The organism is Pseudosulfitobacter pseudonitzschiae (assembly GCF_900129395.1).
GTDB lineage: Bacteria > Pseudomonadota > Alphaproteobacteria > Rhodobacterales > Rhodobacteraceae > Pseudosulfitobacter > Pseudosulfitobacter pseudonitzschiae.
On the sequence record NZ_FQVP01000006.1, the window covers coordinates 44736 to 69539 of the forward strand.

Genomic DNA, 24804 nt, shown 5'->3' on the forward strand with positions numbered 1-24804 from the left:
GTCCGTCATGGCAGACGCTGGAATGCAAATCCGCCCAGCTCTGTCTTGCGGCGTGCAAGAATGTCGGACGACACAAGATAAGAAGACGCGACATGGCTGCAGACCAGTCTGCGCGTCAGGTCGACGTCCAGATTCAGTATCGCATCCGCGATCTGACGATGCTCGCTTCGAGAGGACGCCAGCCGCCTGCTGTCTTCCCGGAAGTTGGCCGTTCTCCAGGCAAAGGTACGCATGCTGAGCTCGTCCAGAGTGGCGGCAAGCGTCGTGTTGCGGGCACCGACCTTTATCGCCTCGTGAAACTGCCGATTGATCTCGCTGTATATCGCCGGGTCGTCGCAGGCATCGCCGCTTTCAACAATTGCCATAAGCTGGCGGCGTTCGATTTCACTCATACGTTTGGCGGCAAGAGCGGCAAGCGCACTCTCTATCTCGCCGGTGGCCTCGAACAGTTCAGCAAGATCTTCGGGTGTCATCTCGCGCACAAAGTAGGCCCGTCTGGTGCCACGCTCGGCCAGGCCCGCCTGCGCCAGCCTGTGCAAGGCCTCCCTTACCGGGGTACGCGAGACACCGAATTTTTCAGCCAATGCCTGTTCAATAAGCGGTTCGCCCGGGGCCAATTGGCCGCCCATGATCGTCTCTATCAGGCTTTCAAAGATGCAATCTGCTGCACGAATAGTCATCTGCCAACCAATCCAGTCGTTTTGTGCTCTTTTAGCTTCCATTTGTATACATGTCCTTGCAAGCCTTAACCACACGACGCCGAACAAGTTGGAGGGTTCGGTTAAAAAATGCCTCAAAACCGGCGTGAGGCGGGCGAACCGGGGGAAACCCGGCGCAGGAATTGGTCGGTCAATACGAAAAGGGGAGGAGACAATGCCAACATGGAAAACAAAACATGAAACCGATCGACCACAAAAAAGTTCTCGCCGAACGCCTTTCTGCACGCTTTGGGCGCAGAACAGTTCTTAAGGGCCTTGGTGCAGGTCTTCTAACCGCAGCAACGACAGGGGCACCTTCTGTTGTGCGCGCACAACAAAGCGGTCACATCAAGATTGCGTCCATCAAGGTCATTGATACGCTGGACCCCCATTTCACTGGCTTCCTGTCTTCCATCCAGATCATCAACAACATCCATAACGGTCTGCTCAAGATCGTGTACGACGGCAAGAACGTCACCTTCGAGCCCGATCTGGCGGAAAGCTGGGATATCGAGGACGAAAAAGTACACGTCTTCAAGCTGCGCGAGGGCGTCATGTTCCACGATGGAACACCCTGTGACGCAGAAGCCGTCAAATTCTCGCTGTTGCGCGTCAAGGAAGGGGAACCCAAGTCACCCCACGCGTGGAAACTGGAGCTTCTGGAGACTATCGAGATCGTCGATCCGCTGACGATAAAGCTGACATTCTCGCAACCCTATGCCTTTTTGCCCGTCGCCCTGAACGGTTCGACCGGGCGTGCAGGAACAATCGTCAGCCCCGCTGCCGTACAGAAATACGGTGCCGACTATGGGCGCAATCCCGTTGGAACCGGGCCATTCAAATTTGTGTCCTGGAAAGAAAACGACGCCATCGAACTCGAAGCGAACCCCGACTATTTCGAACCCGGTCTGCCAAAGCTTGAGCGTGCCACCTTTGTTCTGATGAACGAGGCGTCAACGGCGCTTGCGGCGTTGTTCTCCGGCCAGATTGACGGCATGACCGATTGCCCCATGCAACTTGTCGACCAGGTCGAAGCCTTTCCGAACGCGAACCTTTATGGCGAGATCGAGGGCAATTACACCTTTGTCGGCATGAACTGCAAACGCAGCCCGTTTGACGACATCAACCTGCGCCGTGCAGTTGCCTGGGCGCTGGATCGCGACACACTCGTGCAACAGGCCTATTTTGGACGGGCACAAAAAGCCTATACGCCGATTTCTCCTCCGATGACCGAATTCTTTGACCCCGACATCGCGACAAGTGGCCGTGGTCAGTGGTTCGATCTGGAAAAGGCAAAGTCCTTCCGTGCCAAAGCCGCCAACCAGGGCGAAATCGAAGCCGTGTATCTGATGGCGGAACGCGGACCTGTCGGCACCCGTGTCGCCCAAACCGTGGCTCCGATGCTGGCTGAAATCGGGATCAAGGCGAAACTGGAACTTGTGGAACCCGCAACCTGGGTAAAGCGGCGCAATGCCTCGGACTTTGATCTTTATGATTTTGAATGGGTTGCAGATCTCGACCCCGACGAAACGCTGTATCCTGAATTCAAATCAGACGGGGCGTGGAACTTTGGCGGCTGGGTGAACACCGACTTTGATGACCTTTGCGCCCAAGCACAGGTCGAGCTGGACCCAGCAGCGCGGAGCACCCTGTACAACAAGGCCGAAGACCTTCTGATGGACGAAGCCGGCATTGCCATCATGGCCCACATGCCGATCTACAAGGTGTTCTCGACCAAGGTTAAGGGCTTCCAGTACATCCCGGCCGACCTTGTGAACCTGCACACCGTGAGTATTGGCTAATGCTCTTCAAGGCACTGGGGAAAATCGCACAGACATTCGTTGTCCTCTTCGTCGTGTCGGTCGCCAGCTTCGGACTTCTAAAGCTGGCTCCGGGCGATCCGATCCAGATCATGCTGGGGTCGGAGTTCTCTCAAGCAAGCTACGATTCCCTGCGCGCCGAACTGGGGCTGGATCAACCATTCCTCGTTCAATACGCGAACTGGGCGATCCAGTTTGTGCAGGGCAACTGGGGAACATCCTATGTCGCGCGCGCAGAGATTTTCACCTATGCCTTCAAGGAGGCGCTGCCTGTCACGCTGACCCTCGCCTCCTTTTCCCTTCTTTTTGCAATTTTGGTCGGTGTGCCCTTGGGCGTGCTGTCGGCCATCAAGAAGGATACGATCTTTGACGCAGGATCGGCAGTGCTTGCCCTGACGGGGACGGCATTCCCGTCGTTTCTCTTGGGTATCCTGCTGATCTGGTTTTTCGCGGTGAAACTTCAGATTTTTCCCGTGATGGGCTATGTGTCCCCGTGGGAGAACTTCTGGCTCGGCATTTACCACATGATCCTGCCGGGCCTCACGCTTTCGACCTATTTCATCGCGATGATCACCCGCCTGACCCGCGCGACGCTGATCGAAGTGTTGGAGCAACCCTATATTGCAGCGGCCCGCGCACGCGGTGAACCCAATTGGCGTGTGGTCTGGGTGCATGGTGTCCGCAACATCGCCATGCCGCTTGTGACGATCCTCGGTCTGCAACTGGGCGTGCTGTTGCAGGGGACTGTTCTGACTGAAACAGTGTTCAACCTTCCCGGTGTCGGACAGATGCTGACCTCGGCAGTTCTGGGGCGTGAATACCTTGTGGTTCAGGCCGGCGTTATGATGACCGCCGTTTTGTTCATTGGCGTCAACCTGCTGGTCGATTTGTCCTATCCCTTCCTCGATCCACGACTGAGAACCAGCAAATGACCGTTCAGATCACCAAAGGCGTCGCGGATGTACCGATCGCAGCGACCCCGTCGCCTGCGGGAAAATCCCGTCGATCTGTTTTCATCCGGCGGCCTTTCTTTACCGCATCTTTGCTCATTGCCGCGGCTTACGTGCTCGCCGCCATTTTCGCGCCCTATGTCGCGCCGTTCGATCCGGTAAAGCAGGATTTCAACGTCATGATGAAAGCCCCTTCCGTGGTGCATTGGCTTGGCACGGACAGCTACGGCCAGGACATCCTGTCGCGTGTCATATTTGGTGCGCGCTATGCGCTCATCATCGGCATCTTTTCTGTCATGATTGGCGCGGTGGGTGGGCTCATCATCGGGCTGGCCGCAGGGCTGTCCGGTGGATGGGCGGAATGGGGCCTGATGCGCCTGATCGACGCCATCCTTGCATTGCCGTCGCTGATCCTGGCCGTCGCGTTCATCGCCATCCTTGGTCAGGGCGTGGACAAGGTCGTCATCGCAGTGGGCCTTTCCATGATCGGACCCTTTGCACGCACGGTGCGCAGCGACGTGATGCAGGTGCGCGTGCAGCTTTTCATCGAGGCTGCACAGCTGATGTCCATTTCCTACCTGCGTGTGGTTCTGCGCCATGTCCTGCCGAACGTGATTTTCCCGCTCGCCGTTCAGGTCACGATACGCGTTTCAGAGGCAATCCTGGTGTCTTCGTCTCTCTCGTTCCTGGGCATCGGCGTGACGCCCCCGACACCTGACTGGGGCCTCATGATCGCTGAAGGGCGCGATTTTGTCAGCTTTGCGCCCTGGATGTCGGCAATGCCCGGTTTTGCCCTGGCCCTCTTGCTGATCGCCTTGTCGATTGTCGGCGACGGGGTGCGCGAAGAGTTTGACCCCAAACTCCGGAGGGATTCATGAAAGATATGGCCCTAGATCATGTCTTGTCGATCAAGGATCTGACCGTCTTTCGAGGGGCAGCTAAAATCCTGGATCGCGTGACCCTTGCACTTGGCCAGGGCGAGACCCTGGCCCTGGTCGGGGAAAGCGGTGCCGGGAAATCGACAATCGCCACCGCGATCATGCGCCTGCTTGAAAATGCAAGGGTCACGGGCAGTGCGACCTTGGCTGGTGAAGGCGACCTTTTCACGCTGTCAGAGCGGAAAATGGTCAAGCTGCGCGGCCGCCGCCTGTCTATGATCTTCCAGGACGCGGGCACTGCGCTGAACCCTTCGTACACGGTCGGACGACAGCTTGGCACGACCTTGCAACGCATTCACGGGCTTTCAAAGGCAGAGGCCTGGAAACAAGCGATCGAGTTGTTCACCTCTGTCGGGATCAACGATCCAGAAGGCCGGATGACCGCTTTTCCCCACCAGCTATCAGGCGGCATGCAGCAACGTGTGATGGTGGCAATCGCCTTGGCAGGCAGCCCCGATCTGCTTTTGGCGGACGAGCCGACCTCGGCGCTGGATGTCACGATCCAGGCCCAGATTGTTCGCCTGATCCTGCAGCTGACACGTGAACGCGGGGCAAGTTGTGTCTTTGTGTTGCACGACCTGGCTCTTGCAAGCCAAGCCTGCGACAGGATCGTGGTGCTCTATGCGGGGCAAGTTGTGGAAAGCGGTCCGGCGCGTGACGTGCTGGAACGGCATCGCCACCCATATACCAGGCAGCTTAAATCCTGCGTTTTGGAAATCGGTGCCAAGGACCTGGTGGCACCCGAGGGCACCGTGCCATCCCACGACCAGATGCCAATTGGCTGCCGGTTTTGCACGCGCTGCCCGCGCGCGGTGGCGCGTTGCGCCGACCAAGCGCCCCCGCTTGTGCCAGCCCGGCAGACCGCGACAGGCCCCCTTGACCACCACATTGCATGTTGGAACCCGGAATGATCGCGCAAACCTTGTCCGAAACCAAAGCGCCTGCTTCTGAACAGCCCATCTTTGAGTTGATCGAGGTTGAGCAGGTGTTCGAAGTCCCCAAACCGGGGCGATCCCTTTTCAGCCGCGAAACAGTCGGCCTGCGTGCCCTGGACGGGGTTCGGCTGACTGTTCGCAAGGGCACATCGCTTGCAGTCGTCGGAGAAAGCGGGTCGGGCAAATCTACCCTGCTTCGGGTGCTGCTGGGGCTGGACAGGCCGACCGGTGGGCGTGCGCTGTATCACAGCAAACCAATTCTGGAAGGACGGGCAAGCGGTATCGCATTCGCGCGTGATGTTGCGATGGTCTATCAGGATGCCCGTGGATCGCTCGACCCCCGCATGACGATTGGCGCGCTCATCGCTGAGCCGCTTCGGCACTTTGATATCGTACCGCGTCAAGACGAGGCCGCACGTGTTGCGCAACTGCTTGATCGGGTGGGGCTGCCTGCGGACGCGGCTGATCGGTATCCCTCGGGCTTGTCAGGAGGACAGGTCCGGCGCGTCGCAATCGCACGCGCGCTGGCTTCGGAACCCTCGGTTCTCGTGGCGGACGAAGCGGTTTCAGGACTGGATGTATCCACGCAGGCGCAGCTGCTGATCTTGTTGCAGTCCCTACAGCGCGACATGGGCCTGACTCTCATCTTCATCACGCACGATCTGGGCGTCGCGAGCTTTCTTTGCGAGGAAATCGCCATCATGTATCTTGGTCGCATCGTCGAAACCGGTCCGACCGATGCGGTGCTCGGTGCGCCCTCTCATCCCTACTCCGCCGCGCTTCGTGCCGCGGCACCTCAGTTCTTCGAGCCGCTTTCAGAGCCGTTGCCAGGTGAAATCCCAAGCCCTCTCAACCTGCCCGCAGGGTGTCGTTTTTCCACACGCTGTCCAAAGGCGCAGGATGATTGCCGCCTGAAAGACCCCCAGTTGGGGAAACTCGGCCCCCAGCGCGCGGTAGCCTGTCTGCACCCTTTGCAGCCGCAATGAACCTTCCCTCGTCCCATGATGCCGGATCACCGCGTGCCCATGCCCGGCGGTGCCAACTACAGGAAACCCAGAATGTTTGACTTCTTCTCCGCGCGCCGCCCCAGCACGCTTGCCTCTTCAGCGATGATCGCAACATCCCATCCGCTTTCAACCTCTGCTGGTCATGAAATTCTGTCCAAGGGCGGAAATGCGGTCGATGCGGCGATTGCCGCAGTGGCCGTGCAATGCGTCGTTGATCCCCTGATGACAGGTATCGGTGGAGACTGCTTTGCGCTCTATGCGCCAAAAGGCGGCAAGGTAAAGGCACTTAACGGCTCCGGGCGCGCGCCGGCGGCTGCAACCGTCGAGGCGCTGAAAAACGCCGGTCTCACCGATGAGATTCCCCAGACAAGCCCGCATGCGATCACCATTCCAGGTGCCATTTCGGGGTGGTGTCTGCTTCACAAGGATCATGGTTCGCTGCCACTGGAACAGCTGTTTGCGCGTGCCATAAACTACGCTGAAAACGGCTACCCCGTGACCCCGCGCGTTGCGATGGATTGGGCTGCGAACGCGGATATCGTGGCAGGCGATGACCATGCGGCAAAGCTGTTTCTGCCCAATGGAAAAGCACCCAAAGCCGGTGAAACGCACGCCCAACCCCTGCTGGCGGCACGGCTGCGTGACATTGCAGAAAAAGGTGCTGCAGGGTTTTACGAAGGAGCGGTGGCAGCCAGAATGGCGGCACATCTGCAATCTCTTGGCGGTTTGCACACCGAGGCGGATTTTCATGAAGGTCGGGATCAAGCGCACTGGGTTGAACCGATTTCAGCGCGTTATGGCGATCATGACGTTTATGAATGTCCCCCGAACGGCCAGGGCCTCGCAGCCCTGTTGATCCTACGCATCCTGTCGCGCTTTGACATGGGTAAGGACCTTTCCGACGCTGACCGCATTCACCTGCACGCCGAAGCCACAAAGCTTGGATACCATCACCGCGATGCCCTGATCGCAGACCCTGCACACTGTCCCGACGTGGTTGAAACACTCTTGTCGGATAAGGTCGTGGACGCGCTGGCCGCACGGATCGACATGCGCCGCGCATTGCCGCCTGCGCTGTGGGACGAGCCAGAGCATAAAGATACGATTTACCTGAGCGTTGTCGACGCACAGGGAAATGCGCTGTCTTTCATCAATTCAATCTTTCACGGTTTCGGCTCCACGCGTTTAGACCCGACCACAGGTGTTCTTTTCCACTCGCGCGGTGCGTCATTCAGATTGATCGAAGACCACCCCAACGCCATTGCGCCGTGCAAACGCCCCATGCACACGATCATTCCCGGAATGCTTTGCAAGGATGGCGTCGCCGTCATGCCCTTTGGTGTCATGGGCGGACATTATCAAGCCGCAGGCCACGCTGCGTTCTTGTCCGGCGTGCTGGACCTGGGCATGGACATCCAACAAGCGATGGATGCACCGCGCAGCTTTGCGCACGATGGCGTGTTGGATATCGAACCCGGCGTTGCCCTGGAAGTCCGCGAGGATCTGGCTGCGCGCGGGCATGTGCTGTCCGTGCAGAACTCCCCGATCGGCGGCAGCCAGGCGATCTATATCTGCCCCGAAACAGGCGTGCTGTCGGGGGGCAGTGACTCCAGAAAAGACGGGATGGCTCTGGGGTTTTAACGAGCCTTTTCCAATCTGCGGTCATTCACGTTCCGATTGCCCCAACCGATAAGCCAGTTGCGGTCGCGTCAGCCCAAGCAGACGCGCGGCCGCGGCAACGTTGTTTTCTGTCTGCGCCATTGCCTTTTGCATGAGCGTGGCGTTGAGGCCGTCCAGCGTCAGCGATCCATTTTCGAACCCCGGCGCAAGGGCATCCCAGATATCCGAATGCTGCGACGGTGCGGACCGGGGCGGGTCCAGCGCAAGCGCCGCATCGATATCCGCAGCGTCGATGCATTTCGGGTCCGCCGCAAGCAGCGCCGCCCGCTGGAGAAGCCCGCGAAGGTGCGGCAGGTTGCCCGGCAGGTCCAGCCGCGCGATCCGGTCACAGGCCGCATCGGTCAACTGCGCCTTGGGCGCGTCGCGCAAGGACGGTGCGCTGGCCAGAATGGCCCGCGAGAGCGGCCCAAGGTCGGCGCTGCGATCCTTCAGGGGCGGCAGGGTGATCGGCATCACCTGCAAGGCATAGGCAAGCTCGGGCAGCAACCCGGCCTCGGCCACCAGCCTGTCCGCGGCCATGTCCGAGATCGCCACGATCATCGGCTGCTGTCCACCCTGGCCGGTGATCAGGTCAAGCAGCGCCCATTGCCGGTCCGTCGACAGGTTCTCGATCCCCGAAATCGCGAGAAAGGCGTCGGACGCGTAGGGCTGTCCACCGCTTTTTCTCAGCGCCGCCAGCCGCTCGCCCACTTCGGGGGAACCGGCATGGGTGATCGTGAAATTGCCGTGGCGAAACCGGCATTTGTGCAGCCAGCGCGCGGCGGCACGTCGCCCGGCCCCCGCCGGTCCGGTGATCAGCGCCGGCACCCGGCCCTGCAGAACCAGATCAAGGCGCGCGCGCACCGGGGCGATGATCAGATCGTCAAGGTCGGGGGCATCGGCCCCCTTGCCGGACCGCCGGTTGATCCGCGCATTGGCGACGTGATCGCCCCCTGTTGGCAGAACTTCGTTGAGGAAAAGCTGTACAAACGGGTCGTCACGCCCCCATTGGTCCACCGTCTTGCCGACGACACGGCAGGCCTTGTGGCTCATCGCCGAACAACTGGTTTCCTTGAACAGCACCAGCTTGCGAAAGAACGGGCTGGCATATCCCGCCGCATAACCCGTCTGCATCCAGCAGACCGGCTGGAGGGCACGGCCGTGGCGGCGGTGATATTCGCTGGCCTCAACGGAATCGTGCCAAAGGAAATCGCCCGAGAACCTGTCGGTGTCGAAATCGAAATCATTCGAGATGGTCTCGACCCGCACCGTGCCCGTCACCATGTGCAGCCGCGTGCCGGCGGTGAAGGCATCGCCGGGGTCCAGTTCGGGCCAGGATTGCAGGATGAACTCGGCATCCTCGCGCCCGCTCAGGTAGCCAAGCCGCAGCATCAGCACCATCGCCTCGTGCTCCGAGTAGCGGCGCACAAGCTGGTCGCGCAGGTCGCTGCCAAAGGTCGCGCGGCTCATCAGCATACGCGCGCCGTTCAGCGTGATGCTGCCGCGTGTCGGACTGAATTCGAGATGATCAAGCAGGTCGCGCAGGGTCGGGCGACCGCCACGTGTTAACAGCGCGGATTCGTCAGGATTGGTTTTCATGTGCCGATCTTGATCATTTGATGAACTGGATGTCACCAAATAATAATGTTGCAGCGCGGCACACTTCCCTGCCCCGGTCAAATCCGCAGCGACAGCCATCACGAATTGCCAGCAATTCAACACCCATACGCCCCATCGCCCCGCGCCGCGACGCAGCATCGATTTTTTCCCTTTGACGGGATCAGGGCGCAGGCCGTTGCATGAACTCCACCGCAAAGACAGGTCAGAGGAGGAACCCATGTCAAAGCAAGAGCTCATCACCAAACTGCCCCCGGAACCCCACGAGGCGATGATCAACCGCTTCGGCAAGGAGGGGGCGTTTATCCCTGGCAACGACAAGAACAATCCCTGGGTGCCTTTCGGCGACATGGCCGCGATCAAGCATCTGGCCTTTGACGTGCGCAACAATTCGGCGGCCAACATCCTGTGGGTCAAGGGCGGCGGCATGATCGGCACCCACAAGCATCGCGGCGTGGTCTCGGCGGTCACGCTTGAGGGCTCCTGGGGCTACCACGAATACGACTGGGTCGCCCGCCCCGGCGATTTCGTCTACGAGCTGCCGGGCACCGCACATACGCTTTATTCCGATGATCCGAACGGCATGAAGGCGCTGTTCTGGCTGAACGGCGCGATCGAGTTCTACGACGAGAACGCGAATTTCGATTTCACCGCCGACGTCTTCTGGTTCATCGACCATTACGTCAGCTACTGCGAAGCCAACGACATCGAAATCAACAAGGACATGTTCATCTGATCGCGGATCAGGTGACTGGGAGGAGAGCCGCAGCAATGACCCTGGAAACGATGTTCAACGTCGCGGGCAAATCCGTGATCGTCACCGGCGGCGCCTCCGGTATCGGGCGCGCCTATGCCGAGATCATGGTGGAGATGGGGGCCAGGGTCCGCATCCTCGACATGGATGCAGCCGGGCTGGAGACAACCGTGTCAGAGATCGCCGCAATGGGATGGCCGGGCGAAGTGTCAAGCGGCCAGCTTGACGTCAGCGACCGCGCCGCACTGGCAACGGCCTTTGACACAGTGGTGGCCGACCAGGGGCGCATCGACGTGGTCTTTGCCAACGCCGGGGTCGATGCCGGTCCGGGTTTCCTGTCGCCCACGGGCGACCGCGTGCCCGAGGCGCAGATCGACACCATGCCCGAGGCGCAGTGGGATCGCGTCATCGACGTGAACCTGACCGGGGTCTTCATGACAATTCGCAATGCGGCACACCACATGAAACAGACCGGCGGCGGGCGGATCATCGTGACCTCCTCGGTCGCGGCACGGGTGAACGAAAGCATCGTGGGAACCGCCTATATGCCCGCCAAGGCGGGGGTGGACCACCTGGTGCGCAACGCGGCGATGGAGCTGGCGGCGCACGGGATCAACGTCAACTGTATCTCGCCGGGGCCGTTCATCACCAACATCGCCGGCGGGCGGCTGAAGAACAAGGCCGACCGCGAGGCGTTCGAAGCGCAGTCCCTGATGGGGCGCATCGCGCTCCCCGAGGAGATCAAGGGTCTCGCACTCTACCTCGCGTCGCCCGCGTCAAGCTACGTGACCGGCGCGCAGATGACCATCGACGGCGGCTCGTCGCTGCGCGGCTAGCGCAACGCACCGCTGGCGGGCCGCGCTGCCGGGCCCGCGAGAAACACTTCGGCAGGCACATAGGGAGGAAACAAGAGATGACAAAAGACACAAAACGCTGGACCACGTCACGGCGGCGCGTCCTGCAAGGCATGGGCGCCTCGGCGGTGGCCCTTTCGGCCCCGAACATCGTGCGGGCGCAAAGCGCCGGCACCATCAAGATCGGGTTCCTGACCCCGACCACCGGCCCGCTGGCTCTGTTCGGCGAGACGGACGGATACACGGTCGAAAAGGTACGCGAGGCGCTCGGCGGCAAGATCCAAGCCGCCGACGGGCAGACCTACGACCTTGAGATCCTGATGCGCGACAGCCAGTCCGATCCGAACCGCTCGGCCGAGGTCGCCGCCGAGCTGATCCTGAACGAGGAGGTGCACATGCTGCTGCCCGCCTCGACCACCGACACCATCAACCCCGCCGCCGATCAGGCCGAGCTGTTTGAATGCCCCTGCCTGTCCACTGCCGCACCCTGGCAGGCCGTCGTCTTTCCGCGCGGCGGGGCGGACAACCCGTTCAACTGGACCTATCACTTCTTCTGGGGTCTGGACGAGGCGCTGAACACCTTTGTCGGGCTGTGGAACAGCCTTGAAACCAACCGCAAGGTCGGCATGCTGTTTCCGCAGAACGCCGATGGCGAGACCTGGGGCAACATGGATTACGGCCTGCCCTCGCCGACGCAAGAGGCCGGGTTCGAGATTGACATGCCCGGATTCTTCCAGCCCCGGACCAACGATTTCTCGTCGATGATCTCCTCGTTCAAAGCCTTTGATGCCGATATCGTCGGCGGCATCACCTACGTGGACGACCTGACCAACTTCGTGAACCAATGCGCCCAGCAAAGATACAACCCCAAGGCGATCACGGTCGCCGCGGCACTGCTGTTCCCCTCGGGCATCGAATCCCTGGGCGAGCTGGGTGACGGCATGTCCTCCGAGGTCTGGTGGACCCCGGCCTTCCCCTTCAAATCATCGCTCACCGGTCAGCTCAGCCGCGACGTGGCGGACGTCTGGGAATCCGAAACCGGACGCCAGTGGACCCAGCCGCTTGGCTACAGCCACGCGATCTGGGAAATCACCGTCGATGCGCTGCGCCGCTCGGCCAACCCGCTGGATCGCGCCGCCAACCGCGATGCGCTCAAGGCTACCAACATGCAAACCCTGATCGGCCCGATTGACTTCGCGTCGGGGCCGCACCCGAACGTCTCGACCACGCCGATCTTTGGCGGTCAGTGGGTCAAGGGCGAGAAATGGCCCTATGAGCTGAAGATCGTCGACAACACGGTGAACCCGCTGTTCGAGCCCGAGCAGGCGATGAAACCGCTGGCCTGGGCGAAGTAGGGCCGCTGTGATGACGAAAAACGCAGACACCTCCGTGCTGCTTGCGGCACGCGGCCTGGGCAAGTCCTTCGGGGCGGTCCGCGTGCTGCATGACCTTGATTTCGAGGTCCGGCAGGGCGAGGTGCTGGGCATCCTCGGCCCCAATGGCGCGGGGAAGACAACGCTGTTCAATCTCATCAGCGGGGATATCCGCGATTACACGGGCGAGATCCGTTTCCAGGATCGGCCATTGGTCGGCCCGCCTTTCAAGCGGTGCCACCAGGGGATCGGGCGCACCTACCAGATCCCCCGGCCCTATGCCGGGATGAGCACCTTCGAAAACCTGCTGGTCGCCGCCACCTTTGGCGGCGGCATGGCCGAGGCGGACAGCTACGACCATTGCGTGCAGGTGCTTGAGGCATGCGAATTGACCCAGCGCGCCAACACCAACGCCGGGTCGCTCACCCTGCTGGACCGCAAACGGCTGGAACTGGCCCGCGCGCTGGCCTCCAGACCCCGCCTGTTGCTGCTCGACGAGATCGCGGGCGGGCTGACAGAGGACGAGGGCAAGGATCTTGTCGCGCTCATCAGGCGCATCCGCGACGGGGGCACCACCATCGTCTGGATCGAACACGTTCTGCACGCGCTCTTCGCGGTGGCCGACAGGCTGCTGGTGCTGAACTTCGGCGAAAAGATCGCCGAGGGCGTGCCGTCCGTGGTCATCGAAGACCCGGAAGTCAAACGCGTCTACATGGGGGTTGAAGTATGAGCCTGCTGTCCACCCACGGCCTGCTGGCCGGATACGGCGACATGCGCGCGCTGCACGGGATAGATTTTGCCGTGGACCCGGGCGAGACCGTCGCGTTGATCGGGGCCAATGGCGCCGGCAAATCCACGCTGCTGCGGGCGATCATGGGCCTGCTGCCGGTGGCCGCCGAGATGGTGCAATTCGACGGCAAACCCGTTGGCGGCACCGCACCGCACCGTATGGTGCAAAGCGGCGTGGCCATCGTGCCCGAGGGGCGGCGGCTTTTTTCAGGCATGACCGTGGAAGAAAACCTGCGCGTCGCCAGCGAACACGCCGCCGCGCCGCACAACACGCCCTGGACCCAAGAGCGGGTGTATGACCTTTTCCCCATCCTGCGCGAAAAGGCCCGCACCCCGGTCGAGAACCTCTCGGGCGGGCAGCAACAGATGGTGTCCATCGGGCGCGGGCTTCTGGCCCAGCCGCGGGTGCTGCTGTGTGACGAGATCAGCCTTGGCCTCGCCCCCCGAGTGGTGCGCGAGATCTACGCCGCACTGCCGCAGGTGACGGCGCAGGGCACCGCGCTGGTGCTGGTCGAGCAAGACGTGGGCCTCGCAAAACAGGCCTCGCAGCGGCTCTATTGCCTGCTCGAAGGCCGCGTCACCCTTGAGGGGCAATCAAGTGACATCAGCCGCGACGACATCAGCGCGGCCTATTTCGGAGCAAGCCATGCACTGGATTGAAGGTATCGTGCAGGGCGTCCTGCTGGGCGGGCTTTATGCCCAATATGCGCTGGGTATGGCGCTGATGTTCGGGGTGATGAAGATCGTCAACGTCACGCACGGCGATCTGGTGATCCTGCTTGCGCTTATCGGCATCTCCTTCGCCGATTTCGCGGGCATCGGACCGTGGAGCGTGCTGGTCACGCTGGTCCCCATCGGCGCGGCCATCGGCTGGCTGTTGCAGCGGGCGATCCTCAACCGTGTGGTCGGTGACGACCCCCTGCCCTCGCTCATCGCCACCTTTGGCCTGTCGATTGCGCTGCAGAATGCCATGCTGGTCGTCTGGTCGGCTGACACGCGCTCTCTGCCCGGCGGCGGGATTCAACAGGCTTCGGTCGAGATCGGACCGCTCTTCGTGGGCGTGCTGCCGGTGATCGTGCTGGTCTGCGCCACCCTGCTGACCGGCGGGCTGGACGCGGTGCTGCGCTTCACCCGCTATGGCCGGTCGCTGCGCGCGGCCTCGGCGGATGTAGAGGCGGCGGCGATGGTGGGGGTGAACCCCAAGGCCGTCTATGCCACCGCAACCGCCATCGCCGTGGGCATCCTCGGCTTTGCCGCCACCTTCCAGGCGATGCGATCCACCGTGGCCCCGGCGGATGGGCCGTTCATGCTGATCTACGCCTTCGAGGCGGTCATCATCGGCGGGCTCGGCTCTGTCTGGGGCGCGTTCACCGGCGCGATGATCCTTGGCATCAGCCAGGCCATCGGCTTTCGGATCAGCCCCGGTTTCGGCATCCTTGCCGGCCATCTCGTCTTTCTCGCGGTCCTCGCCATCCGGCCGCAAGGCATCTTTCAACGCAAATCCTGAGGAGCGTGTGACATGACCTACCGTGTAGAACGCATGACGCCATCCGGCCGCATCGCACTCCTTGCCGGAGCCGTGGCGCTTGGGGCCATTCTCTCCATGCCCTGGTGGGCCTCGCAGGGGCTGATCCGCGACGTGATCACCCTGTCCTGCTTTATCGCCGTGGCGCAGATGTGGAACATGCTGGCGGGCTATGGCGGGCTGGTCTCGGTCGGCCAGCAGGCCTTTGTCGGGGTCGGAGCCTATGCGATGTTCGTCATGGCACAGCTCTGGGGCCTCAACCCCTTTGTCGCCGTGGGCCTCTCGCTGCTCGCCCCTGCCCTGCTGGCGGTGCCGATCTACCTGTTGCTGCACCGCCTCGAAGGGCCATATTTCGCCATCGGAACCTGGGTCGTGGCCGAGGCGCTGCGCCTCATTGCCACCAACACGCCGATGTTGAACGGCGGCGCGGGCATGAGCCTGCGCGTAATGACCCAGTTTTCGGCCCACGAGCGGGCCATCGCCGGGGCTTTCCTTGCTGCGCTGCTGTTGCTGGTGACGGTCGGCGGCAGCTATCTTCTGCTGCGCAGCCGCTATGGTATCGCGCTGACGGCGATGCGCGACAACCCGGTGGCCGCGCGCAGCCAGGGCGTCGACGTGCAGCGCCTGCGCTTTCTGATCTTCGTTGCCGCCGCCGTGGGCACGGGCTTTGCGGGCGCGGTCTACTTCATGGTGCAACTGCGCATCACGCCACCTTCGGCCTTTGACATGAACTGGGCCAACCTTGCCATCTTCATCGTCATGGTCGGCGGCATCGGCAGCATCGAGGGCGTGCTGATCGGCGCGGTGATCTACTTCTTTGCAGACCGCTGGTTCGGCGGCTTTGGCGCAAGCTACCTCATCGTGCTGGGCCTGCTGACGCTGATGACCGCGCTGTTCTTCCGCGAGGGACTCTGGGGCCTCTGGCGCCGCACATTCGATGCGCCATGGTTCCCGACCCGACGCACCTTGATCCACACAGGAAGAGACACCTCATGAAAGCCCTCGTCTTCGACGCCCCCGGCCAGCCCCTGCGCGAAACCGTGGTGCCGGACCCCACGCCCGCCGCTGACGAGGTGCTGATCAGCGTGTGCCGGTGCGGCATCTGCGGCAGCGATCTGCACATGACCGAAGACCCGGCAACCTTCGCGCTGAACGCCGGTGACGTGATCGGCCACGAGTTCTCGGGCGAGGTGCTGGAGGTCGGGCGCGACGTGAGCGGCCTGCGGCCCGGTGACCTTGTCGCCGCCGCACCGCTGCGCGGTTGCGGACATTGCACGCCCTGCCGACAGGGCGACCCGGCCTGGTGCGAAAACGGAATGACGCTGATCGGCGGCGGCTATGCCGAATACGCCGCCCTGGCCGCCCGCCAGCTGCGCAAGCTGCCGGTGGACATCTCGCTGGCCGACGGGGCGCTGGCCGAACCGCTGGCCGTTGCCTTGCACGGTGTCCTGCGGTCGGGGATGAAACCCGGTGACAGGGTGCTGGTCGTCGGCGCCGGGGCCATTGGCCTTGCCGTGGTCTACTGGGCACGGCGCATGGGGGCGGGCTGCGTCGTGGCCGCCGACCTGCACGATCACCAGCAGGGCCGGGCGATGGATCTCGGGGCGACCGGCTTTGTCGTTTCCGGACCCGATGGCCCAACCCGCATCGCCGAGGCCTGTGGCGGTGCGCCCGATATCGTCTTCGAATGCGTCGGAAAGGTCGGGCTGATCGACCATTGCATCGACCTTGTGCGCCCGCGCGGCACGGTCTGCGTGCTGGGCCTGTGTACGGGCACCGACCGGCTCGACAGCTTTCGGGCCATCTCGAAGGAAGTGAACGTCATCATGTCCGTCTTCTTCAACATGCACGAATTCGCCACGGCCATCGACGCGCTGGACACTGGCCGCTACGCACCCCAGCACCTCGTCTCCGGCACCGTGTCACTGCAACAGGCCCCGGCCGCATTCGAAGCGCTGAAAAACCGCACAACCGAATGCAAGGTTCTGATCGCCCCACGATAAGTCGCGCGGCACAGCGCAAAGCCCATTTATCAAGGCGTTCTTCCACGCTGCAAAGGTGTTCGATACCAACGCCACATCCGTCGCCCCGACCCCAGCAGAATAGCCACAGTCTGGCAGATTTCACTATTTGCACAGGTGATTTTTGCCGGCTGTTTGGATAAGCTCCGTCGTGTTCGCAATGCACAGCAAGACGGTCAGCCGCTTTTGCGACCGCACCATGCGGCGGCGCTTTCTCCCAAAAATTCCACCCTTAACCGCCCCGCCCTGCCTCTTTCCAGTGCGTCCAATAACTTGCATTATCGGACTGACTGGTTATGCTCTGCGCCAGTGCAGAGTTTACACAGCTTTCGGTGGATCTGATGACGTCAAAAGGCAATGAATCAAACGATGCGCCCCCTGTTGATCCTGCTCAGGGCGAGACAGGCGAAAGTGCCGCGATTGCCTTGCCTGCCGATGTGGCGGGCTCAGGGACCCTGGATCGTCTGGTCGACACCGCCCGCGATTATGCGCGGGCCGCGACCTCGGACAACACGCTGAAAGCCTACACCACGGACTGGGCGCATTTCACCCGCTGGTGCCGGATGAAGGGCGCAGACCCCCTGCCCCCCGCGTCCGAATTGATCGGGCTGTATCTGGCGGACCTCGCCGCCGGTACGCGCCCGCTCTCTGTCAGCACCATCGACCGCCGTCTGTCGGGACTGGCCTGGAACTACGCGCAGCGCGGGTTCACCCTGGACCGCAAGAACCGGCACATCGCCACGGTGCTGGCCGGGATCAAACGCAGGCACGCCCGCCCGCCAGTGCAGAAAGAGGCGATCCTGGCCGAGGATATCCTGGCCATGGTCGCCACCCTGCCCCAGGATCTGCGCGGATTGCGCGACCGTGCGCTGTTGTTGATCGGCTATGCCGGGGGCCTGCGCCGCTCCGAGATCGTCGGGTTGGACCGCCACAAGGACGACACGCCCGACAGCGGCGGCTGGATCGATATCATGGACGACGGCGCCCTGCTGACCCTGAACGCCAAGACCGGCTGGCGCGAGGTCGAGATCGGGCGCGGGTCGTCGGACTTCAGTTGCCCGGTGCGCGCGCTTGAACAATGGCTGCACTTTGCCCGCATCGACTTTGGCCCGATTTTCGTCCGCACCGCACGGGACGGCACGCGGGCGCTGGACACCCGGTTGAACGACAAACACGTCGCGCGCCTGATCAAGCAAACCGTCGAAGACGCGGGGTTGCGGCCCGAGCTGTCAAAAGCGGACCGTGCCAAGCTGTACTCGGGCCACAGCCTGCGCGCGGGGCTGGCCAGTTCGGCCGAGGTGGACGAACGCTATATCCAAAAGCAGCTTGGCCATGCCTCGGCGGAAATGACCCGCCGCTACCAGCGTCGCCGCGACCGGTTTCGGGTGAACCTGACAAAGGCGGCGGGGCTGTAAGGCCCCTACCCTTCCTCGTCCAGCGTGGCCAGAAAGGCCTCGATCCCGGCCTGAAGCCGGGCGCGTGGCACGGCGGAAAAATCGCGGTCCAGCCGCAACTCGACCTTGCCATCCGATGCGGTCACCCGCGCCTCGCCCTCGGGTCGCCCCAGCCGGAGCGAGGTTTTCGAAACGGATTTCGCCACCGGTTCCGCCTTGGCTTTTTTCTGCGGCACAAGGCTGTCGCGCAGAATTCGCATTTCGGCAGCGGCATCACGGTCCGGCATCTCCTTCAGCGCCTTCATGATGCCCTCGGCCCGCTCCGGCTCGGCGTCCAACAGCTTGTAGACATCCAGCCCCAGCGCGCGCGGGATCGCTTCGGGATGGCGCACCGTGCCGTCCAACGCCTCGAGCACGCGGGCGAACTGACGGATATAGGTCCGCTTCTGTTTCAGCGCCGAGGCATACAGCGTCGACACCGCCTCGCCCGACGGGATACTTTCATCGCGGGCATAGGACAGCGCAAGCTGGGCCATCTCGCCAAAGGACAGATCCTTGCGGATCAGGTTTTCATCCACCATCTTGCGGTACAGCGCCACCAGCGGTTCCCCGCGGGGAACCATCGCCGCCGGGATGCGGGTGTACCGCGGGTCACCGGTTTCCTCGGCCAGTTGCCGGAACGCGGTCAGGCGACGAAAGCCCTGGATCAGTTCAAAGCCCTCTGCGGTCTGCTCCACGCGGATCGGATTAGAGAGACCAACCGCCTTGATAGACTCTTTCAACTCGGCCAGTTCCGGGTCGACATTGGCCGACCGGTCGCGCGTCAGCTTTGAGGTCAGCACGTCCGAGGTCTGGATAAGATCGGTGATCAGCCCCAGCTTTTTCAGCCGCACATGCTCGTGCGCCAGCGCGTCGTTTTCGGCGCGGATGGCTGCCTCGGCCTGGGCCCGCTCGGCTGTGGCATCGGCGGTTTCGGCAATCGCACTGGCCATTGGCCCGCGTCGAGGCGCGCCAACTTCGCTGACCCGCGGCTGTGGCGACACGTCCATCGACTTGGTCTCGGGCGCGCGCTGGTTCCCCGCGGGGAACCCTGCGGTCTCTTCTTCTTCGTCCAGTTCAAAATTGATATCGAAGACAGAGCGTTTCTTAACCATTCATCAATCCTCCAGCTTGTCCCACGCGGCAACCAGCGTGGCTTGGAATTCGTCATAGGCCCGATCAAAGGACATCCGCGCACGACGCCAGGTTTCCCGCGTCATCTGGCGGTAATCCATTTCATAGATCGACGACAGGAACCGCCCGGACTGTTCAACCGCCCGCGTCATCTCGATCGGATGCTCTGTTACATGTGACTTAAAAACCTGACCAAATGCTGTCTGCATCGCACGGTGCAAATCATTGTTCGGCTCGAACCGGGTCAGCAGGAACCGGATATCGGAAAACACCTTGTCCGGGTTCGTGCCCGATGGCAGCCGACCGCGGAACCGACCCAGATCCTCCAGCGCCTCGGACAGCTGTCCGATAAAGCTGGTGGTGCTGTCATATTCCCAATAGCCCGGACCCGAGGGCACATAAAGAACGTCGGCGGCAAAGACCGCGTTCATCGACTGATAGCCGATCGCAGGCGGACAGTCGAAGATGATCAGGTCATAGGCATCGGCCGGGATCTGATCCAGATAGCGCGACACGGCGGCAAAGAACGACCATTCGGGATTCAGGTGCCGGTACTGCGCGCTGGCAAATTCGACAAAGGCCGCGTTGGCGCAGCTGGGGATGATGTCGATGGTGGACCAGCTGGTCGGCTTGATGAAATCCGTGACACGCAGATCGCTCAGCCCCATGCCGGTGACGGACGCGGGCAGCTTGCGCTGGGGCAGGGCGGTTCCGCTCTCGGCCCCGGCGGCGGCGGCGTTCATGCGTTCGGTCTCGCGGATCAGGTCGCGGGCCATGATGCCCCAGACGGTGACCTCTTCCGAAACATCGGACAGGCCCATCGAATGGCTCAGCGTCGCCTGCGGGTCAAAGTCGACGGCCAGCACGCGGTAGCCATCCAGCGCGGCGGCATGGGCGAAATGCAGCGCGACGGTGGACTTGCCGGCACCCCCCTTGAAGTTTGCAATCGCCGCCCGCACCGCTCGCTTGCCCGCCGGACGGACAGGCATCAGCGACTTGCTCTTGATTTTCAGCTTGCGGCGCAGCTCGTTGATCTCATCCAGCGTGTACCACCGCTGGCGCCCGTCCTCCTCGACCAGCCCCTCGGGCAGGGACGGGTCCGCGGCAAGCCGCCCCCGGAAGGTGGAGGGATTGATCTTGAGGATCAGTTCGGCGACCTCCCAGCTCGAGAACCGGCGCAGGGTTTTTTCCATCTCGGGGGAATACGTCTGTTTGCGGATAAACCCCTGCATCTTCAGCGACTGCGCCTGCAGCTTTGCCAGATCGGTGTGCGTGTACATAAAGAGACCTCGGATTGCCGGTTGCTGCCCCTGATTTGGTCCGGGTTCCCCGCGGGGAACCGACGCCAGACAGAAAACAGAACGCTAATTCTTCTTCTTTCTTGGTTTAAGCCGAACTTGCATAGTAAAGGAAGTGATATATTCTGAATTCGGGAAATTCGTGATCCCCTTGCATTTATGCCTGCCGCATAGATTCGCAACGGTTCCACGGGCCAGGGCAACCTTGCGGGAATCCCCACGATATTGCGGGACACCTTTGTTTGTTCTGCTATGTATTGGGGGACAAAACTGTCAAATTGGGGGACGCCCTGTATGGCCCCCAATACCTATATACCCAAAATTCTAAATTGAATGAGGGGGTTTGAAGGTGCTCTGCGAAACAGCCTCTTGACAGAATCGCAACTTTGGACGCAAATCAGGGAATAAGTTGGAAAGACGTTGTCTGCGTTTGCTCCAATACAGGATCCGCCAAGAGATCCTTCTATGAGGCACAGTATAGCTGCGTCCCGGCGCAGTAGAGGGCATCCATGCACATTGTCAAACCCGCACGTCCGCGCGACGCTGCGCGCAAATATGATATCATCACCGCCCTGGGCGCCTATGCGCTGGCGCGTGACAAACATGACCAGCGGTTGGTTCTGCGGCTGATCACCCTGATCACCGCGCGCTACAACTGGGCACGGGATGAACTGGCGGTGGGCCAGCGCGAGATCGCGCGGTTGTGGTCGGTGGACGAACGCACGGTGAAACGCGAGATGGCAAAGCTGCGGGGCAAGGGCTGGCTGGTGGTCAAACGCCAGGGTGCCCGTGGCCGTGTCACGGAATACGGCATGGACCTGGACCGGATGCTGGCCATGACCGAGGGCGACTGGAGCAACGTCGGACCGGATTTCGATCTGCGGATGAGCGGCAAGACCGAAGAGACGCCGGTGGTGTCCTTGCCGCTGAAAGGCGACGTGCCGCCCCCCGATGTCAGCGCGGGCACGGAATGGGTTCTGGCCCAGGCGATCCTGCACGCCGAGGCACCGGACGTCTATGGCAGCTGGTTGCGCAACCTTGAACGTGTGGGCAGGGCAGGGGGGCGGCTGACGCTGAAAGCGCCCAGCCGGTTTCACGGAACCTATGTTCAGACGCATCTGGCCCGACGGGTGCTGGCCGCCTGCCAAGCGGTGGATTCGGATGTGACGGATGTCGGGATCGTGGTCTGATCCGCTGCCGCTTCACCTGATCCGCACGACAGGCTAGGCTGGCGCAGCCTCAGGAAAGCCAGCCCATGACATCCGTTCGCCTGCGACTTTTGATCCTTGCCCTTGCGCCGTTGATCGTGCTGATGCCGTTGCTGTTGCTTCTGGGCATGACCCGCTGGACCTCTGATTACGACAAGGTGCTGATCGCCAATGTCGAAAGCGACCTGAAAATCGCGAGCCAGTACCTGTCACGCTTGCGGGCCAAGACCGGGGACGAACTGAACGCGGTCACGGCATCGGTGGAGTTCAACACATGGCTGGACCGTCCCGAAGATGAACGCGCCCGCTATTTCGACGAGACCCGCGACCGGCTGGGGCTGACGTTTCTGTATTACCTGCCCGCCGAACAGGTTGGCCGGGCGGGGGCCATCTGGCCGGTGATCGCACAGGCGGCAGCAGGGCAGGGCGGCGCGCAGATCGATATCATGGCCAGTGACACCTTGGCCCGGCTGTCACCAGAGATTGCCCAGACCGCGCGCATACCGCTGATCGCCACGCCAGCCGCCGTGCCCACAACCCGTGCCGTCGAGGACCGTGGCATGGTCATTCACGCGGCCAGCCCGATCACGCTGAACGGGCATCGCGGGGTTCTGGTGGGCGGCATCCTGTTGAACCGCAATCTGGATTTCATCGACACGATCAACGACCTTGTCTATGCGCACGCCGGGGCTGCGGGGGCGCGACAGGGGACGGCGACGCTGTTTCTAGATGATGTGCGGATTTCAACCAACGTGCGCCTGTTCGAGGATGTGCGCGCTCTGGGCACGCGGGTGTCGGGCGAAGTGCGCAAGGCCGTGCTGAGCGAGGGGCGCATCTGGCTGGACCGGGCGTTTGTGGTCAACGACTGGTATATCTCGGGCTATCTGCCGATCACCGACAGCTTTGGCGACCGGGTGGGCATGTTGTACGTGGGCTTTCTGGAAGCGCCGTTCAACGTGGCCAAGCGGGATGCCTTCCTGTGGATGATGGCGGCCTTTGCCGCCGTGCTGATCCTGTCGGCACCGGTGTTTCTGTGGATGGCGCGGGGCATTTTCGCGCCGCTGGAACGGATGACCCAAGTGATCAACCGCGTCGGGCGGGGCGATCTGTCGGCGCGGATCGGTCCCGTGGGCGCGCGCGGCGAGATCGGCGAGGTGGCGCAGCATCTGGACGGGCTGCTGGAGCAGGTACAGGACCGCGACCTGCGGCTGCGCGCCTGGAACGAGGAGTTGAACAAACGCGTCGACCAGCGCACCGCCGAGTTAAGCGAAGCGAACGCCAAGCTGGAACAGACGTTCCGGCAACTGGTGATGAGCGAAAAGCTGGCCTCGATCGGGGAGATCACTGCCGGCGTCGCCCATGAGATCAACAATCCGGTGGCGGTGATCCTGGGCAATGTCGATGTGATCCGGCAGACCCTGGGCGAGGGCGCGGTCCCGGTGCGGACCGAACTGGACCTGATCGACAAACAGGTGTCGCGGATCGAGGCGATCGTGGGCAAGTTGTTGAAATTCGCGGCCCCGTCGGATTTTGCCGACCATCAGCAACAGGTCGACCTGGCCCCCGTGGTGCGCGATTGCCTGGTGCTGGTCGATCACCTGATCAGCCAGCATCAGATCACCGTGACCTGTCAGTTTGATCCGGTGCCGCCGGTGCGTGTGGACACGGGCGAGATCCAGCAGGTGATTGTCAATCTGGTGGTGAACGCGGTTCAGGCGATGGGCGACGGGGGGCAATTGATCCTGCAACTGTATCCCGACCCGCGCGGGGGCGCGGCGCTGGTGGTGCAGGACAGCGGGCCGGGCGTGGCCGAGGACCAGCTGGGGTCGGTCTTTGATCCGTTCTTTACCACCAAGCGGGGTGAGGGGACCGGGCTGGGCCTGTCGATCTCGCAAACGCTGATCCAGCGGGCGGGTGGCTTGATTTCGGTGCGCAACCGCGACGGGGGCGGGGCGGAGTTCACCGTCTGGCTGCCCGAAAGATAGGCGCAGGATTAATGGGCCCTGACCCTAGGCCAGATAACCGCGCATGGCGTCGCTGACCACCGCGCGGGCGATCTCCTGTGGTTTTTTTGACCCCGATGCACGGAACCAGATGCCGACCCAGTTGACGGCGCCCAGGATCACGAGGCTGGCCAGTTTCGGGTCAAGGTCTGCGCGCAGCGATCCGTCGTCGATGCCGTCCTGCAGCATGGCGCGAAACAGGCTGTCGATCTTGTCGCGGCTGGTCTGGACGCTGCGTTTGTCGCCGGGGGCCAGCAGCGGGCGGATGTCATTCCACAAGTATTGCATGTCCTTGCGCGTCATCGTGACGACATAGGTTTCCAGCGCGATCCGCAGCCGTTCCGCCGCAGTGTCCGAGGGCGTGTCCATGGCCTGTTCGACCGAGGCGATCAGCCGGTCCATCCCGACCTCGTAGCATTGCATCAGCAGGTCGTTCTTGCTGCTGACATAATTGTACAGCGCGGCCTTGGTCACGCCCAGTTCGGCGGCGATGGCATCCAGGGGGACGTTTTCATACCCCTCGGTGCCAAATTTTTCGGACGCGCAACGCACGATTTCACGGCGCTTGTGATCGCGCAATTCTTGTTTGGTCGGGAAGCCGCTGATTGCTTTCATCCTCAGGTTATCCTCTGGCGACGTTACGGCGTCAATAGAATGACCAGTATCAAGTTGACTTCCCGAGAGGCGCAAAACTAATCTTCGGAAAGTTTGGTAACCGACGGTAACCAAAGTGCCGATGGGTTATGGCTTTGCGCCAATATCCAAAGGGGAGGAATACGGTTGCAGGG

Annotated in this window: 22 protein-coding genes; 17 read left to right on the plus strand and 5 right to left on the minus strand. The window is 62.1% G+C overall.

The genetic code is table 11. From position 1 onward, the window contains the following. Positions 1–5 precede the first annotated feature (5 nt). On the minus strand, positions 6–722 hold the full coding sequence (locus BUC08_RS17575) for a GntR family transcriptional regulator (RefSeq protein WP_037927272.1): 717 nt from the start codon (positions 720–722) through the stop codon (positions 6–8). Between the two features lie 299 nt (positions 723–1021). On the opposite strand from BUC08_RS17575, the gene BUC08_RS17580 reads away from it, so the two are divergent. The 6 genes from BUC08_RS17580 (at position 1022) to BUC08_RS17605 (ending at position 7989) form a co-directional block, all read left to right on the plus strand. Further along, positions 1022–2500 (plus strand): ABC transporter substrate-binding protein, encoded by a 1479-nt coding sequence (locus BUC08_RS17580; protein ID WP_224555815.1) that lies wholly within the window; start codon positions 1022–1024, stop codon positions 2498–2500. Further along, complete coding sequence (locus tag BUC08_RS17585) at positions 2500–3450, plus strand: ABC transporter permease (protein WP_037927269.1); 951 nt, start codon at positions 2500–2502, stop codon at positions 3448–3450. The genes BUC08_RS17580 and BUC08_RS17585 overlap by 1 nt, the downstream gene beginning before the upstream one ends. After that, complete coding sequence (locus tag BUC08_RS17590) at positions 3447–4346, plus strand: ABC transporter permease (RefSeq protein ID WP_037927266.1); 900 nt, start codon at positions 3447–3449, stop codon at positions 4344–4346. The genes BUC08_RS17585 and BUC08_RS17590 overlap by 4 nt, the downstream gene beginning before the upstream one ends. Next, a complete protein-coding gene (locus tag BUC08_RS17595) occupies positions 4343–5317 on the plus strand; it encodes an ABC transporter ATP-binding protein (RefSeq protein WP_037927263.1) in 975 nt (324 codons plus the stop codon). Before BUC08_RS17590 ends, BUC08_RS17595 begins: the two co-directional genes overlap by 4 nt. Beyond that, positions 5314–6327: an oligopeptide/dipeptide ABC transporter ATP-binding protein gene (locus BUC08_RS17600; protein WP_037927650.1), complete on the plus strand. Its 1014-nt coding sequence runs from the start codon at positions 5314–5316 to the stop codon at positions 6325–6327. Before BUC08_RS17595 ends, BUC08_RS17600 begins: the two co-directional genes overlap by 4 nt. 72 nt (positions 6328–6399) lie before the next feature. Further along, positions 6400–7989, plus strand: coding sequence for a gamma-glutamyltransferase family protein (locus BUC08_RS17605; protein ID WP_037927260.1), 1590 nt, complete (start codon positions 6400–6402; stop codon positions 7987–7989). A 21-nt stretch (positions 7990–8010) separates the two neighbouring features. Here the strand turns inward: BUC08_RS17605 and BUC08_RS17610 are convergent, their stop codons facing one another. Continuing rightward, positions 8011–9606 (minus strand): XylR N-terminal domain-containing protein, encoded by a 1596-nt coding sequence (locus BUC08_RS17610; protein WP_159436702.1) that lies wholly within the window; start codon positions 9604–9606, stop codon positions 8011–8013. A gap of 238 nt (positions 9607–9844) precedes the next feature. Here BUC08_RS17610 and BUC08_RS17615 point away from each other — a divergent pair, with 238 nt between their 5' ends. The 9 genes from BUC08_RS17615 to BUC08_RS17655 all read left to right on the plus strand — a co-directional run bounded on the left by BUC08_RS17615 (position 9845) and on the right by BUC08_RS17655 (position 18355). After that, the gene (locus tag BUC08_RS17615; RefSeq protein WP_051694421.1) at positions 9845–10360 is read left to right on the plus strand and encodes a 2,4'-dihydroxyacetophenone dioxygenase family protein; all 516 of its coding nucleotides are present in this window, start codon (positions 9845–9847) and stop codon (positions 10358–10360) included. A 35-nt stretch (positions 10361–10395) separates the two neighbouring features. Next, positions 10396–11214, plus strand: a complete 819-nt coding sequence (locus BUC08_RS17620; protein WP_037927253.1) for an SDR family NAD(P)-dependent oxidoreductase — start codon at positions 10396–10398, stop codon at positions 11212–11214. Positions 11215–11291: 77 nt separating this feature from the next. Next, positions 11292–12587, plus strand: coding sequence for an ABC transporter substrate-binding protein (locus BUC08_RS17625; RefSeq protein ID WP_037927249.1), 1296 nt, complete (start codon positions 11292–11294; stop codon positions 12585–12587). A 10-nt stretch (positions 12588–12597) separates the two neighbouring features. Then, a complete protein-coding gene (locus tag BUC08_RS17630; RefSeq protein ID WP_037927247.1) occupies positions 12598–13335 on the plus strand; it encodes an ABC transporter ATP-binding protein in 738 nt (245 codons plus the stop codon). Then, the gene (locus BUC08_RS17635) at positions 13332–14054 is read left to right on the plus strand and encodes an ABC transporter ATP-binding protein (RefSeq protein WP_037927244.1); all 723 of its coding nucleotides are present in this window, start codon (positions 13332–13334) and stop codon (positions 14052–14054) included. The genes BUC08_RS17630 and BUC08_RS17635 overlap by 4 nt, the downstream gene beginning before the upstream one ends. Then, positions 14041–14901 (plus strand): branched-chain amino acid ABC transporter permease, encoded by an 861-nt coding sequence (locus tag BUC08_RS17640; protein ID WP_037927231.1) that lies wholly within the window; start codon positions 14041–14043, stop codon positions 14899–14901. The genes BUC08_RS17635 and BUC08_RS17640 overlap by 14 nt, the downstream gene beginning before the upstream one ends. A gap of 12 nt (positions 14902–14913) precedes the next feature. After that, positions 14914–15915 (plus strand): branched-chain amino acid ABC transporter permease, encoded by a 1002-nt coding sequence (locus BUC08_RS17645; RefSeq protein ID WP_037927229.1) that lies wholly within the window; start codon positions 14914–14916, stop codon positions 15913–15915. Then, positions 15912–16922 carry a zinc-dependent alcohol dehydrogenase gene (locus BUC08_RS17650; RefSeq protein WP_037927224.1) on the plus strand — a complete coding sequence of 337 codons (1011 nt, stop codon included), beginning with the start codon at positions 15912–15914 and terminating at the stop codon, positions 16920–16922. The genes BUC08_RS17645 and BUC08_RS17650 overlap by 4 nt, the downstream gene beginning before the upstream one ends. A gap of 359 nt (positions 16923–17281) precedes the next feature. Then, a complete protein-coding gene (locus BUC08_RS17655) occupies positions 17282–18355 on the plus strand; it encodes a tyrosine-type recombinase/integrase (RefSeq protein WP_037927644.1) in 1074 nt (357 codons plus the stop codon). Between the two features lie 5 nt (positions 18356–18360). Here the strand turns inward: BUC08_RS17655 and BUC08_RS17660 are convergent, their stop codons facing one another. Both BUC08_RS17660 and BUC08_RS17665 read right to left on the minus strand, forming a co-directional pair. Next, positions 18361–19488: a ParB/RepB/Spo0J family partition protein gene (locus BUC08_RS17660; protein ID WP_037927220.1), complete on the minus strand. Its 1128-nt coding sequence runs from the start codon at positions 19486–19488 to the stop codon at positions 18361–18363. Between the two features lie 3 nt (positions 19489–19491). Next, a complete protein-coding gene (locus tag BUC08_RS17665) occupies positions 19492–20787 on the minus strand; it encodes an AAA family ATPase (protein ID WP_037927214.1) in 1296 nt (431 codons plus the stop codon). Between the two features lie 527 nt (positions 20788–21314). Between BUC08_RS17665 and BUC08_RS17670 the strand changes: the two genes are divergently transcribed. Both BUC08_RS17670 and BUC08_RS17675 read left to right on the plus strand, forming a co-directional pair. Further along, complete coding sequence (locus BUC08_RS17670; RefSeq protein ID WP_037927212.1) at positions 21315–21995, plus strand: DnaA N-terminal domain-containing protein; 681 nt, start codon at positions 21315–21317, stop codon at positions 21993–21995. Positions 21996–22060: 65 nt separating this feature from the next. Further along, complete coding sequence (locus BUC08_RS17675) at positions 22061–23998, plus strand: sensor histidine kinase (protein WP_037927210.1); 1938 nt, start codon at positions 22061–22063, stop codon at positions 23996–23998. 24 nt (positions 23999–24022) lie between these two features. On the opposite strand, the gene BUC08_RS17680 is transcribed toward BUC08_RS17675, so the two are convergent. After that, positions 24023–24631: a TetR/AcrR family transcriptional regulator gene (locus tag BUC08_RS17680; RefSeq protein ID WP_037927207.1), complete on the minus strand. Its 609-nt coding sequence runs from the start codon at positions 24629–24631 to the stop codon at positions 24023–24025. Between the last annotated feature and the right edge of the window lie 173 nt (positions 24632–24804).

What these genes read in the sequence shown, in the direction of transcription:
- BUC08_RS17625 (WP_037927249.1), top strand. Translation starts at nt 11,292, where the DNA reads ATGACAAAAGACACAAAACGCTGGACCACGTCACGGCGGCGCGTCCTG.
- BUC08_RS17630 (WP_037927247.1), top strand. Translation starts at nt 12,598, where the DNA reads ATGACGAAAAACGCAGACACCTCCGTGCTGCTTGCGGCACGCGGCCTG.
- BUC08_RS17655 (WP_037927644.1), top strand. Translation starts at nt 17,282, where the DNA reads ATGACGTCAAAAGGCAATGAATCAAACGATGCGCCCCCTGTTGATCCT.
- BUC08_RS17595 (WP_037927263.1), top strand. Translation starts at nt 4,343, where the DNA reads ATGAAAGATATGGCCCTAGATCATGTCTTGTCGATCAAGGATCTGACC.
- BUC08_RS17675 (WP_037927210.1), top strand. Translation starts at nt 22,061, where the DNA reads ATGACATCCGTTCGCCTGCGACTTTTGATCCTTGCCCTTGCGCCGTTG.
- BUC08_RS17680 (WP_037927207.1), bottom strand. Translation starts at nt 24,631, where the DNA reads ATGAAAGCAATCAGCGGCTTCCCGACCAAACAAGAATTGCGCGATCAC.
- BUC08_RS17585 (WP_037927269.1), top strand. Translation starts at nt 2,500, where the DNA reads ATGCTCTTCAAGGCACTGGGGAAAATCGCACAGACATTCGTTGTCCTC.
- BUC08_RS17600 (WP_037927650.1), top strand. Translation starts at nt 5,314, where the DNA reads ATGATCGCGCAAACCTTGTCCGAAACCAAAGCGCCTGCTTCTGAACAG.
- BUC08_RS17665 (WP_037927214.1), bottom strand. Translation starts at nt 20,787, where the DNA reads ATGTACACGCACACCGATCTGGCAAAGCTGCAGGCGCAGTCGCTGAAG.
- BUC08_RS17605 (WP_037927260.1), top strand. Translation starts at nt 6,400, where the DNA reads ATGTTTGACTTCTTCTCCGCGCGCCGCCCCAGCACGCTTGCCTCTTCA.
- BUC08_RS17575 (WP_037927272.1), bottom strand. Translation starts at nt 722, where the DNA reads ATGGAAGCTAAAAGAGCACAAAACGACTGGATTGGTTGGCAGATGACT.
- BUC08_RS17650 (WP_037927224.1), top strand. Translation starts at nt 15,912, where the DNA reads ATGAAAGCCCTCGTCTTCGACGCCCCCGGCCAGCCCCTGCGCGAAACC.
- BUC08_RS17660 (WP_037927220.1), bottom strand. Translation starts at nt 19,488, where the DNA reads ATGGTTAAGAAACGCTCTGTCTTCGATATCAATTTTGAACTGGACGAA.
- BUC08_RS17635 (WP_037927244.1), top strand. Translation starts at nt 13,332, where the DNA reads ATGAGCCTGCTGTCCACCCACGGCCTGCTGGCCGGATACGGCGACATG.
- BUC08_RS17640 (WP_037927231.1), top strand. Translation starts at nt 14,041, where the DNA reads ATGCACTGGATTGAAGGTATCGTGCAGGGCGTCCTGCTGGGCGGGCTT.
- BUC08_RS17610 (WP_159436702.1), bottom strand. Translation starts at nt 9,606, where the DNA reads ATGAAAACCAATCCTGACGAATCCGCGCTGTTAACACGTGGCGGTCGC.
- BUC08_RS17645 (WP_037927229.1), top strand. Translation starts at nt 14,914, where the DNA reads ATGACCTACCGTGTAGAACGCATGACGCCATCCGGCCGCATCGCACTC.
- BUC08_RS17620 (WP_037927253.1), top strand. Translation starts at nt 10,396, where the DNA reads ATGACCCTGGAAACGATGTTCAACGTCGCGGGCAAATCCGTGATCGTC.
- BUC08_RS17615 (WP_051694421.1), top strand. Translation starts at nt 9,845, where the DNA reads ATGTCAAAGCAAGAGCTCATCACCAAACTGCCCCCGGAACCCCACGAG.
- BUC08_RS17590 (WP_037927266.1), top strand. Translation starts at nt 3,447, where the DNA reads ATGACCGTTCAGATCACCAAAGGCGTCGCGGATGTACCGATCGCAGCG.
- BUC08_RS17670 (WP_037927212.1), top strand. Translation starts at nt 21,315, where the DNA reads ATGCACATTGTCAAACCCGCACGTCCGCGCGACGCTGCGCGCAAATAT.